The organism is Zarconia sp. (assembly GCF_057467645.1).
On sequence record NZ_JBRJXU010000029.1, the window covers coordinates 1 to 11,919 of the forward strand.

Below are 11,919 nucleotides of genomic sequence, written 5' to 3' on the forward strand. Positions count from 1 at the left end.
ATCCGGAACGTTTCCCTTTTTCAGGCAAAAAAAATCCAGCTCTGATGAGCTGGGAAAGTAAGAATCAGGGTGCATCTACCATTACGATTTCCGATACCATCGAACCCCCATCCGGAACATTTCCCGATTTTCAGGCAAAAAAAATCCAGCTCTGATGAGCTGGGAAAGTATTGAATCAGGGTGCATCTACCTATTACTGCTTCCGCGAGCATTCAATCCCTATCCGGAACGTTTTCTATTTTTGGACAAAAAAAATCCAGCCCGAAAGAGCTGGGAAAGTATTGAATCAGGGTGCATCTACCTATTACTGCTTCCGCGAGCATTCAATCCCCATCCGGAACGTTTTCTATTTTTGGACAAAAAAAATCCAGCCCGTATGAGCTGGAAAAGTAAGAATCAGGGTGCATCTACCATTACTCTCTCCCGATGCCCCCAATCCCCATCCGGACATTTTGGCTTTCCCCTCAAAGAAGACTTTCGTTAGACTCCCACAGAGTGTTGCAACCCGTCCCGATCGAAGAAAACGCCACACAAGACAAACTCAAAAATGTGGCTACAATAATACGTAATTCGTCCTCATGCTGCTCGGTGGTCACCCTCGATCGATTCCAACCCCGAGCCGAAAATTGGCACAATCAAAACCTTTACAGAGTCAGCAATACTGAGGTCGTCAATCTAGCTTCTGTTACCACGTTTGCCATAAGACGATCGTAGTCGTTCGCAACGATCTCCCGCTTCGTTCGTTCCGCTCGATCTCGCCAAAGTATCCGAAGCCCGATACTCTAGATTACGCTAGAGAAGTATGCCCAATTTTACCCGATCGCCATTGAAGCCGTTGGGAGCCAGAACCAGCAGGAGTGCAAAGAGGGTTGTGACTCAGGAATTCCATATCTCCGTCACCCCCGTTGGGGTGGATGAATATTTAGTCCGCACCGAGCATCCACTGCCCGGCGTTCCCGTTGCAGAGGAGCAAATTAGCTGGCCGCTGGATGAATGGTTGGAGATCGCCCGTCAACTGATGAACGATCCCCTGTCGCAACTGCTGCAGGGCAACCCGTCGCGCCAATATCTCGGAGAATCCGCCGAAAACCCAGCCCCACCCACTCTCAACCTCGTCACGTTGGGTCAAGAACTGCACGATGCTCTCTTTCAAGACAGTTTGCGCGATAGCTGGATGATGGCCCAGGCGATCGCCCAAAACCAACGACAGAAGTTACGATTGCGGTTGGGACTCAAAGGCAATCGCTTGCCGCGCCTGCCGTGGGAAGTTCTCCACGATGGCTATCGCACCCTCGCCACGGGAACTGAGGTTCTCTTCTCCCGCTACTGGCCGAATACCAACGGTTTGCCGTCTCCCCCGCTTCCGGACTCCCCAACCTTGGCGACTCGCACTCTGCGGATTTTGATGGTGGTGGCCGCACCGACCGATCGCGAAAGTCTCGAACTGCGGCAAGAAGCCACGGAACTGCAACGAGAACTCCACGGTCGATCGGATACTGGCAGTATCGCCGATATCGACCTGACGATTCTCGAACAGCCCGATCGCGCAACTCTCACTCACGCCCTCGAACAGGGACAATATCAAGTCTTACACTACGCCGGTCACAGCAATCTCGGCAACTCGGGGGGTGCGGTGTATCTGGTTAATAGCAAAACCGGGCGCGCCGAACCCCTCAGCGGCGACGATTTGGCGGGGTTGCTGGTAAATAACGGCATTCAGATGGCCGTGTTCAACTCCTGTCGCGGCGCCTATCTGCGGACGGGAGAAGCCCTACCCAGCGGGGAAGGAAACCTCTCACAAGCCCTGGTGAAGCGGGGGATTCCCGCCGTATTAGCCATGGCTGAATCAATTCCCGACGAGGTAGCACTTCACCTGACGCGACTCTTTTATCGCAATCTCAACCAGGGGCATCCCGTGGATTTGAGTTTGAGTCGCGCCCGGCAGGGACTGATTTCTTCCTACGGTTCCCATCAGCTGTATTGGGCGCTGCCGGTTCTATACATGCACCCGGCATTCGATGGCTACTTAATTCGCCAGTCCGGCACCAGAGAACTGACGGAACCTGAAAATTATACTCCCCCCAATCCCGTCGTCCCTACCCTGGATTTGGGAAACTCGATGAACGATCTCGATCTTGAAGGGGCACTCCAAGAACTCGAATATCCCGACGTGATGGTCGATGATGCGATCGCCGGTAATGAAGAGGACGATGCTAAAGCCATCGTTGCCGAGTTACTCGGAGAATTAGCACCCCCCAAATCTCCCACCCCACCCCCAGAAGCGGAAGACGTAGAGACCGAAGAAACCCCCGAACCCGATGGGGAATTGACAAACATTCCTCCCCCACCTCCCTTGTCTGCCCCCAGTCTCGATTCGGCTGTGGTTTCCACCCGTGAAGCGTCCCAAACCCCTTCGGAAATTGCCAAAGTACCGGTAGACCCCACTCCGAAAACGCCAAGATCGCGATCGAAAATTGGGTGGCTGCCGATTGCTGGAGCGATCGCCCTGGCGGTTTTGGGGGTGGGAACGGTCGTTTACCGACAAATTCCACCACCAGAGACGAGGGTTTCGCCGCAGCCAGAAGTAACACCCAACCCCGATCGAGATCCCGAACCCTTCAATGCCGATGGGTTAGCCAGCGCGGAAACCGGTGTCGTCACCGCAACGGCGATCGAACAATTTACCGCAGGAAATCTCAATAATGGAGCGCTGGCGGTGGAAGCACTGCTCGATCGCAATGCCCTCCCCCAAGCTAAAGCTGCCCTCGAAACTGTACCCACCCAATCCCTTAACGAAAGTCGAATTCTCTTCCTCCAAGGACGCATGGCGTGGCAGTTCATTCAAACCGGCGATCCGTTCTTTGCCCAGGATGATGTCAGCCGGTATTGGGAAAGCAGCCTCAAAGATCGACCCAATTCCGTCCGCTACCGGCAGGCGTTGGGATGGGCGTACTACGGACAAAATAAGTTCGATCGCGCTTATGGCAGTTGGATGTTGGCGCGAGAAACGATCGAACGGGGGGTCTCCGTTGACGAACGAACCGGACAACCCGTTGCCTTTGCCCCCAATTCGGAGATGGCGTTGCAAGTGGAGGCGGGGTTAGCGCTGGCGCTGATGAAATCTGCCCGCGCTGGGGGTAATGCCGGCGGTAACCAAAAACAACAACTCGCCAAAGCCATCGAACTGCGCCAAAAAGTCCTGACAACCGCACCGGATAAGTTTACACCCGATGCCCTGGCTCAAAATTGGCTGTGGACGCAGGGGGCGCTGCAAGATTGGCAAGCGCTGTTGCAATTGCAGCCCTAATGGTGAACTGTCCCCTATGTCCTCTCAATTTAGCGGAGTTCGGTCACCATCGAAACAGAAACTCTCTCGCAGGTGGTGATGATGAACTCCCGAGACATTGGTAATTTTGTCAGTTTTACGGTTGGATTGGTTATCCTCGTTTTGCTCTCCTTTGGCATTCTGCACTGGTTGCAGATTCCCACGGGCAGTTTTCTCGATTGGATTATCGGTGCGGCGAGTTTTTGGTGGTTGATGATTATCGTCACCGTTCCCTGGAATATTCATTTTGAGGCGAAAGCGGTGCTGGTGAGTGCGGTGGAGTCTGGGGACAAGGGGATTGATGTAGACGATCGCCAAGTGGAATACGCGAGTTTAGTATCGCGGCGGGCGTTTTGGGCGGCGATTGCCTTGCACGTCTTATCTGCAATGGGATTGTATGCTTTAGCCGCAACGGGGATTAGCCAGATCGGTTACATTAGCTCTGGGGCGACGCTGCTGTTTACGGCGTTGCGTCCGGCGATCGCATTCTATCAATATTTGACGAAGCGCTTGAGCGATATCGGTCAACAGTTGCGCTATCCCCGCGAAGATATCGTCGAAGTGCGCCATCGTTTGACTCGTTTGGAAGAGGTTTGCAAGGGTCTCGAATCGCAACTCGATCCCGAAGAAGATGGGTCTTTTGCTAACTCTCAAATGCGATCGCTTGATGCTCTGCGTAACGATTTATCCCGATTAGCAACGGCTCACGAAGACCTGCGCGCTACCAACCAAGCCGAGCACGATCGTCTGGCGCGAGATGCCCAAAATGCGATCGCCCAACTCACTGCCGACAGTCAGTTTCTCGACAACGTTCGGGAGATTATTCGCTTTTTTAAAACAGCGTAATATAGCTGTCGCGCCTTGCAATTAGGACACTCGTGAAGGTGAGCTTCGGGGGCTTCGGGGGCTTTGGGGGCTTTGGGAGAGAGTTAGAGCCAAAGTTTAGCAATTGCCCCTAATTGTAACGAATTATCCGAACTTGATATCACACCTATTCCCCATTCCCTATTCCCCATTCCCTATTCCCCATTCCCCGCCCTCACCTGAAACAGTCTTCTCCAAAACTGACGTAAAAAAAATGACAGCTCAAAAAAAGCTGTCAGGAGAATTTATCGCAGTTTTTAACAGAAGTTCGATTTCAACGAACCGCAAAGATATACATATCGCAAAGTTGGCAAGTCAAGAGATGTGGTGATGTTATCTTTGAGAGAAAGCAGAATCGATCTTTGAAAAATTATAATTTTTCGATCGTGTCACTTTTACTTCTTCGATACAGCCTGGGCGATCGGACGGCGAACGACGTAGTTTGCGCCTCGATACGTAGCGATCGTTTTAAAGTCTAATGTATCGATTTTGTGAGGGCTAGATTCGTAGGATGCACGACGGTAGGATGACTTCATTGTTGTTGCGTTGGCAAGGCGTACTCTTCTATCTTTGGGATTTTCATCAGCGGGTGGTGCGATCGAAGTTGGTATTGAAGGTGATAAAGATTTGATACAACATCGATCTCGATCGCAGTCAGATGTTGGTTTTTGTGGTACTAACTCGCCACTATCGTTAGGACATCGGGTCATGGCCCGAACCAACCGCCGCGACAGCGATAACTACAACTGCCATTTCGAAAATTCCCCTCGAATTTCCTCCTGTGCGAGCGCCCTGCCAAAATTGTGTCGCGAAGCCAAAATCTCCACCGAAACTTGGGGAAAATCGGGCAATTAACGAACGAGTTTACAGGGGTTTCAAGTCGTGGTAGATTTAAGCTATAGGGCGAAGCTATGTCAACTTATCGTACAAAAAATGTAAAACCTAAGAAAGCATTCGTGAAAGCTGCAACCATCTCCCTCGCTACCAGAATACGCAGCTATCCAAATCTCTCTCTCGCCTCGATCGATGTTCCGGATCGTACGAGTGAATGACTGTAAAGTTGAGGTAATTTCGGACTCCCACGATTCAGAACTCAATTTAAGCTCTCAAGGCTTTGTATTCGCTTCAAGACTAATATTGGAGGCTGTTTGTCGTGATTGCCCACCCTCGATTTTTCTCAAAAACCTTTTCCATACTGGTTCTGTCTGCATCTGTAGGAGGGATGCTCTCAGGGCTGACCCCAGCGGTTCTCGGACAGGTCGAACCCATGTTTCGAGTCACCTTCGAGCCACCCACGGACGAGCGCCTGGATGATTCCGCCGGAGGTGCGTCCCGTCCGGCAGATCGTCAGTGTCACGCCGATGAATCCACTCCCATCTCGATGAAAGCCCTGATGCCCGAAGATAGGAGAACGGGACTGACCCTGGCCTCTCATCCGACGGTCTTGGCTTACGTACCGCCCACCTCAGCCAGGAACGCTTTCTTTAGCTTGAAAGATAAAACAGGGGAAACCGTCTATCAGCAAACCCTGACGCTGACGCAATCCGATGGTGTAGTCAGCATCGCCCTGCCTGCCGATGCACCGCCACTGGAACTAGAGCAAACTTATGAATGGTCGCTGGGTCTCTTATGCGAACCGGTACAAACGGATTTCCCCATCGCCACGGGAAAAATCCGCCGCATTCCTCAAACTGTGGAATTGGGAGATCGCATGACTCCCTTGGAACGAGCGGCGCTCTACGGTCAATCCGGGCTGTGGTACGATACCGTAGCCATTCTCGATCGAATGCGGCGATCGCAACCGGAAAATGAAGCCATCGAAATGGTGTGGATGGATTTTCTCGATTCTGTCGGTCTCGAGGAAATTTCGAGTAAACCTCCGTTGAATTTGGAGTAATGTAAAGGAAGTTGCGTCCGCGACTCCAACAGCGATAACGTAATGGGCATCGAGCCTCTCTCGATTGGAGTCGAGGGGCGAAAGTCTTCGATGGATGCGACCGATTGGCTGGTTGCTGAGTTTCCCAACCCCAAAGCTCAAGCCGGAAAACCCTTTCCGAATCCAGGTGGAGAAAACGAATGTCGTCCAAGTCGATCTCTCGAATTTGGCATTGGCGAGGGATTCTCGTCACAGTTCCCAGTGTGGCTGGCGCGATCGTCCTTCTGGGTTATACCGGAATCTTCCAGCTTTTGGAGTGGGCGACGTTCGATCGATTCTTCCTGTGGCGTCCCCCCGAACCCATTGACGAACGCATCACGATCGTCGCCATAGAAGAAGAAGATCTGGCCGAAATCGGTGAATGGCCCCTTCCAGATGGGGTAATGGCCGAGTTAATTGAAGCCATCGATCGCTACCAACCCCGCGCGATTGGGTTAGACATCTATCGAGATTTACCCGAAGAACCGGGTCACGAGGCTTGGGTGGAGGTGATGGCTTCCACCGAGAATCTGATTGGTGTGGAGAAAGCCCTCGGAGAACCGGTTGCGCCTCCCCCAACGTTAGCTCGAGCAGATCGGGTGGGGTTAGCGGATTTGATTCTCGATGCCGATGGCAAAATTCGCCGGGGATTGCTCTCTCACTACGACCGTCACGATCGACTCAAATTGGGGTTGGGGGTGCGGTTGAGCTTGATGTACCTCGAAGCGGAAGGGATTCGCCTCGAAGCCATCGATGCTGCGAAACAGCACCTGAAGTTGGGTCGTGCCGAGTTTCGACCGCTGGAGTCCAACGATGGTGGCTACGCGCGCGCGAACGTGGGGGGGTATCAGATTTTGTTGAACTACCGAGGAAAAATCGATCGCTTCCGGCGGGTTTCGGTGCGGGAGGTTCTCAGGGGTGAGGTGTCGCCGGAACTGATGCGCGATCGCCTGGTTTTCATCGGTTCGACGGCCCAAAGTCTCAACGATCGATACCCTACGCCCTACAGCAGCAATCTCATTCGCAGCCCGGAACGGATGCCGGGGGTGATTATTCACGCGAATTTAGCCAGCCATATCATCAGTGCGGCTCTTGACGGACGTGCTTCGATTCGCGTGCGATCGGAACCGATGGAATGGTTGTGGGTGTTCCTGTGGTCGGGATTGGGGGCTACGGTTGCACTCTTCGTCTTGAAAAAACCCCATTTCCGAACCCCCAAAGCTGCTCGGGGATCGTGGCTGCCATTAATGGTGGGATTGCCTCTGGTAGCTGCGAGTCCGATGGCGATCGGGTATGGGGCATTTTTACAGGGATGGTGGATACCGGTCGTGTCCCCGGCGGTAGCGGCGGTGAGTGCAGCGATCGCCATCGTACGCTACGACAGCCACAAAACTCGCGCTGAAAGTCAGCGACGATTGAACCAATTTCTCGAAGCGATGCCTGTTGGGGTAGCCGTTCTGGACGCACGGGGTCAACCCTGTTATGTCAATCAACGCATCGAACAGTTACTCGGAAAAGGGGCGCTTGCCAATCTTTCTCCCGAGGATATATCCCCGGTTTACAACCTTTATCTCGCGGGAACCGATCGATATTACCCGCCCCAACAACAACCGATCGTGCGAGCCTTACATGGGGAAACCTCGTCGGTGGATGATATCGATTTGCGCGTGGGCGATCGCACGGTACCTCTGGAATCTTGGGGAACGCCGATTTTCGATGACGAGGGCAATGTCGATTACGCGATCGCTGCATTTCGCGATATCACCGAACGCCAAAACGCTCAAGCCGAACACAAACAGTTTTTACGAGAACTCTCTCAATTAAATCTAGAACTTGACGAAGCCTTAAAGGCGGAACTTCAACTCGCTGATGCTGCCGGTCGTTTCGTACCCCATCAATTTTTGAATTTGTTGGGATACGACAGTATTGTCGATGTCAAAATCGGTCATGCCGTCGAACAAGAAATGTCAATTTTGTTTGCCGATATTCGCAATTTTACGACCCTATCGGAGCAAATGACACCCGAAGATAACTTTAAATTTATTAATGCGTATTTATCGCGTATGGAGCCAGCTATTGTTGAAAATAATGGCTTTATCGATAAGTATATCGGGGATGGAATTATGGCGCTCTTCGGGGGAGAGATGGATGCCGATCGTGCTGTTCGGGCTGGTATTTCCATGTTGCAGCGCCTCACCGAGTACAATAAAACCCGCCAGCGTCCCGATCGTCCCCCACTTAAAATTGGCATTGGCATTAATACCGGTTCGATGATGTTAGGAACCGTCGGTGGTTTAAACCGCATTGATAGTACGGTGATTAGCGATACCGTAAATCTGGCTGCCCGTATCGAAGGATTAACCAAAATTTATCGAACACCGCTGTTAATTTCCAGCAATACTTTTTTTAATTTGGAAGATGTCGATCGCTATTACATTCGACTCATCGAGCGCGTCAAAGTGAAAGGAAAACTCGATAAAGTTTCTTGTTTTGAAGTATTTGATGCCGATCCGCCGGATCTAAGAGACCGCAAGCAAGAACTGAAAACAAAATTCGAGCAAGGTATTTCACTCTATCATTTAGGACGAATGAAAGAAGCTCGACAAATCTTTCAAACTTGTTTAGATAAAATTCCAAACGACCCGATCGTGCAAATTTACCTAGCTCGATGTGCGGGTGTTTTACACAATCGAAAGTTTTAAAAACAGATTGAGAAATCGAGTCATTCAATAATATTTTTAATAATTAATAGACTCCTTAGATAGAAATCCTAAGTCTGATGAGGTAAACCCAAATTTTGTTTCCGATTCCCGACTCCCCATTCCCGATTCCCCATTCCTAAGACTACAATTGAAAAAACTGCTATAAAATACTCAAAAATTAAATTCGGAAAAACTCTGCGCTCGACGATGGGTATTTTGCACCAGAACAGCCGCCGAAAAAGCCACAGCTCTTGGTTCGATCGTGGGCTTTCGATCGGAATTTTAGTGCTGGGAAACGCTTCTGGGGCGATCGCTCAAATCGTACCCGATGCAACGTTGCCAAATCCTTCGATCGTGAATGCCGATGGGAATCGCATCATCCTTGAAGGCGGGACGGTAGCAGGAACGAACCTCTTCCATAGTTTTGAAGAATTTTCCCTACCCACCGGCTGGGAAGCCCTGTTCGATAACGCTCCAGCCATCGAAAATATTCTGACTCGCGTTACGGGCAGCAACCGCTCCCAAATTGACGGCTTAATTGGTGCCAACGGCACGGCTAATCTGTTTCTGATTAACCCCAACGGTCTGATTTTTGGACCCAATGCTCGCCTCGAAATTGGTGGTTCTTTCTTTGCCAGCACAGCCGATCGAATTCTATTTGCCGATGATGCCACCTTCAGCGCCACGAACCCCACATCCGATCCCCTCCTCACCGTGAGCGTTCCGGTGGGCTTACAGCTCAATTCTCCCACCGCTCCCATTCTTGTAACCGGACCCGGCAACAACCTCAGTTTTGCAGATAACCTGGCAACCATTCGCGACAATCGACCGGTGGGTTTACAAGTTCCCGACGGACAGACCATCGCACTAGTGGGAGGAAACATCGCCCTCTCGGGAGGCAATCTCACCGCAGCCGGGGGACAGATCGAACTCGGTAGTGTTGAAGAGGGAACCGTTGCGATCGCCTCGACTCGCCAGGGGTGGACGTTCGATTACGAGGGAACGGAAACCTTCGGCGACATTCACCTATCCGAAGCCGCATCAGTGGATGCGAGTGGGGATGGCGGGGGTTCGATCGAGGTGCGCGCTCGCAACTTGTCGGTAACTCAAGGCTCGTCAATTCTCGCCGATACCTTGGGAAATCGACCCGGTGGCGGCGTGCGCGTCAAAACCACAGACTCGGTAGCGGTGACGGGTTTTTCTGAAGATGGTTCCTTCGTCAGTAGCATTTTTGCTGCCGTTGCACCCGGCGCAAGCGGTGCGGGGGGAAATTTGAACGTGACGACCGATCGCCTGTACCTCACCGATGAAGGTCTTATTGCCTCCGATACCTTCGGTGCGGGAGATGCGGGGTTTTTAACCCTGCAAGCTGGGTCTTTTGAAATGAGTCGCAGTTGCTTGGCGACGATCGCCCATGCTGAGGCGACGGGAAATGGGGGAGCGTTACTGCTGGATCTCGATCGCCTCATCGTTGCCGACGGCGCGCAAATTTTAACCTTCACCGAGGGATCGGGAAATGCAGGAGACCTGACGATTCGAGCTACTGAATCTGTGGAGGTGACTGGCACTCGAACCATCGGCGATCGAGTCTTCGCCAGTGCCTTGGCGGCAACGGCAGAACAGGGATCGACGGGACGTGGGGGAAATTTGTTCGTGGAAACCGCCCGGTTGCGAGTTGCCAACGGGGGGGGGATCGGCTCGGGAACAGACGGGATGGGAGATGCTGGCAACCTGATCGTTCGCGCCTCCGAGTCAGTTCAAGTGGTGGGGAACAGTCCCAGCGGCTTGCCATCGAATATTTTTACCAGCCTGTTTACGGGGGATCCCGGTGCGGAGTTCGATGCGATGGGGGGAATACTCGAGATCGAGACGGGACGACTGGTGGTGCGCGATGGCGGTCAAATTAGCTCCGGAACCTTTGGGGGGGGACGGGGGGGAAATCTCAATATCCGTGCCTCCGAGAGCGTTGAATTATCAGGTTCGATCGCCGCGCGGGAGTTTTCCGAACGGGACTTCTTTAGCGATGAATCGAGAACGCGCATTCCCAGCGGTTTATTTGCCGTTTCCGAAGGTTCCGGACAAGCAGGAGATTTATCGATCTCTACTGACGAACTGGTGATTCGAGATGGGGCGCGGGCCACAGTGGAAAGTCGGAGTACGGGAGGGGCCGGCGAGTTGACGATCGCCGCACGGGAGACTCTGCTCGATCGCAATGGTGGGCTGCGCGCCGACTCTCAAGAAGGATTGGGAAATATTAACCTCACCGGTGAAGGGTTACAGTTACGCCGCCAAAGTCAAATTGCCACCAATTCCACGGGCAACGCACCCGGAGGCAATATCACGATCGAGACTCAAACCCTCGTCGCCCTGGAAAATAGCGATATCAGTGCCAATGCGATCGATAACCAAGGCGGGCAGGTGAGTATTGCCACGCTCGGGCTTTTCGGAACGGAATTTCGACAACAGCCCACCCCTGAAAGCGATATTACTGCCACCTCCGAACTCGGTCCCCAGTTTAATGGCATCGTTGAGATTCAAACCCCCGAAATCGAACCCGGTGCGGACTTGGTGGCACTACCGGTCGAGTTACTCGATGCCACGAGGTTGCTGGCTCGGGGTTGCGAGGATTATCGAGGCAGTCAATTTATTATCACCGGACGGGGGGGTTTACCCCAAGATCCGATGCAGCCGCTGCGCAGTCGTCCGGTGTGGTCGGATTGGCGATCGGTGGAAACTCAGGATAATCGAGAAAGCATCGAACCCGTGCCGGTCTTCAAGACCACCGAGACGTTGGTGGAAGCAACGGATTGGATCGTCAATCGCCAAGGACAGGTGGAACTGATTGTCCGGATTCCGGGGGGACATTGGCATCGACAGCCGGCTTGCGAAGACGTTGAAGGGCGATAACGTCAGGCGCGGGATGTGAGGTGTGGGGTGTGGGACCTCGGAAACCTGACAGGTATAGGTTTTTTAACGTCAGTTTTGGATAAGACTGTTTCCGGTGAGGGCGGGGAATGGGGAATGGGGAATAGGGATGAAGTACTTTGCTCCCCAGCAACCAGATGTAGCCAGTGCGATCGCTTCGCTCATCAAGAGGCTTGCCAACCGCCCGA

General features: G+C 52.6%; 7 protein-coding genes. 6 read left to right on the forward strand and 1 reads right to left on the reverse strand.

Features of this window, described 5'->3' with window-relative positions:
- The first annotated feature begins 871 nt into the window (after window positions 1-871).
- Together AC2215_RS04730 and AC2215_RS04735 are read left to right on the forward strand one after the other, a co-directional pair.
- Window positions 872-3,307 carry a CHAT domain-containing protein gene (locus AC2215_RS04730; RefSeq protein WP_486808808.1) on the forward strand — a complete coding sequence of 812 codons (2,436 nt, stop codon included), beginning with the start codon at window positions 872-874 and terminating at the stop codon, window positions 3,305-3,307.
- A gap of 81 nt (window positions 3,308-3,388) precedes the next feature.
- On the forward strand, window positions 3,389-4,171 hold the full coding sequence (locus tag AC2215_RS04735; RefSeq protein ID WP_486808814.1) for a hypothetical protein: 783 nt from the start codon (window positions 3,389-3,391) through the stop codon (window positions 4,169-4,171).
- 413 nt (window positions 4,172-4,584) lie between these two features.
- On the opposite strand, the gene AC2215_RS04740 is transcribed toward AC2215_RS04735, so the two are convergent.
- The gene (locus tag AC2215_RS04740; protein ID WP_486808809.1) at window positions 4,585-4,725 is read right to left on the reverse strand and encodes a DUF4278 domain-containing protein; all 141 of its coding nucleotides are present in this window, start codon (window positions 4,723-4,725) and stop codon (window positions 4,585-4,587) included.
- Window positions 4,726-4,897: 172 nt separating this feature from the next.
- On the opposite strand from AC2215_RS04740, the gene AC2215_RS04745 reads away from it, so the two are divergent.
- The 4 genes from AC2215_RS04745 (at window position 4,898) to AC2215_RS04760 (ending at window position 11,713) form a co-directional block, all read left to right on the forward strand.
- Window positions 4,898-5,044, forward strand: a complete 147-nt coding sequence (locus AC2215_RS04745) for a hypothetical protein (protein WP_486808810.1) — start codon at window positions 4,898-4,900, stop codon at window positions 5,042-5,044.
- 367 nt (window positions 5,045-5,411) lie between these two features.
- The gene (locus AC2215_RS04750) at window positions 5,412-6,086 is read left to right on the forward strand and encodes a DUF928 domain-containing protein (RefSeq protein WP_486808811.1); all 675 of its coding nucleotides are present in this window, start codon (window positions 5,412-5,414) and stop codon (window positions 6,084-6,086) included.
- A 179-nt stretch (window positions 6,087-6,265) separates the two neighbouring features.
- Complete coding sequence (locus tag AC2215_RS04755) at window positions 6,266-8,806, forward strand: CHASE2 domain-containing protein (protein ID WP_486808812.1); 2,541 nt, start codon at window positions 6,266-6,268, stop codon at window positions 8,804-8,806.
- Window positions 8,807-9,013: 207 nt separating this feature from the next.
- Window positions 9,014-11,713, forward strand: coding sequence for a filamentous hemagglutinin N-terminal domain-containing protein (locus tag AC2215_RS04760; protein WP_486808813.1), 2,700 nt, complete (start codon window positions 9,014-9,016; stop codon window positions 11,711-11,713).
- Window positions 11,714-11,919: the final 206 nt, after the last annotated feature.

Excerpts from the sequence above, each read along its gene's own strand:
- AC2215_RS04740 (WP_486808809.1), bottom strand. The coding sequence starts at position 4,725 with ATGAAGTCATCCTACCGTCGTGCATCCTACGAATCTAGCCCTCACAAA.
- AC2215_RS04760 (WP_486808813.1), top strand. The coding sequence starts at position 9,014 with ATGGGTATTTTGCACCAGAACAGCCGCCGAAAAAGCCACAGCTCTTGG.
- AC2215_RS04735 (WP_486808814.1), top strand. The coding sequence starts at position 3,389 with ATGAACTCCCGAGACATTGGTAATTTTGTCAGTTTTACGGTTGGATTG.
- AC2215_RS04745 (WP_486808810.1), top strand. The coding sequence starts at position 4,898 with ATGGCCCGAACCAACCGCCGCGACAGCGATAACTACAACTGCCATTTC.
- AC2215_RS04750 (WP_486808811.1), top strand. The coding sequence starts at position 5,412 with ATGCTCTCAGGGCTGACCCCAGCGGTTCTCGGACAGGTCGAACCCATG.
- AC2215_RS04755 (WP_486808812.1), top strand. The coding sequence starts at position 6,266 with ATGTCGTCCAAGTCGATCTCTCGAATTTGGCATTGGCGAGGGATTCTC.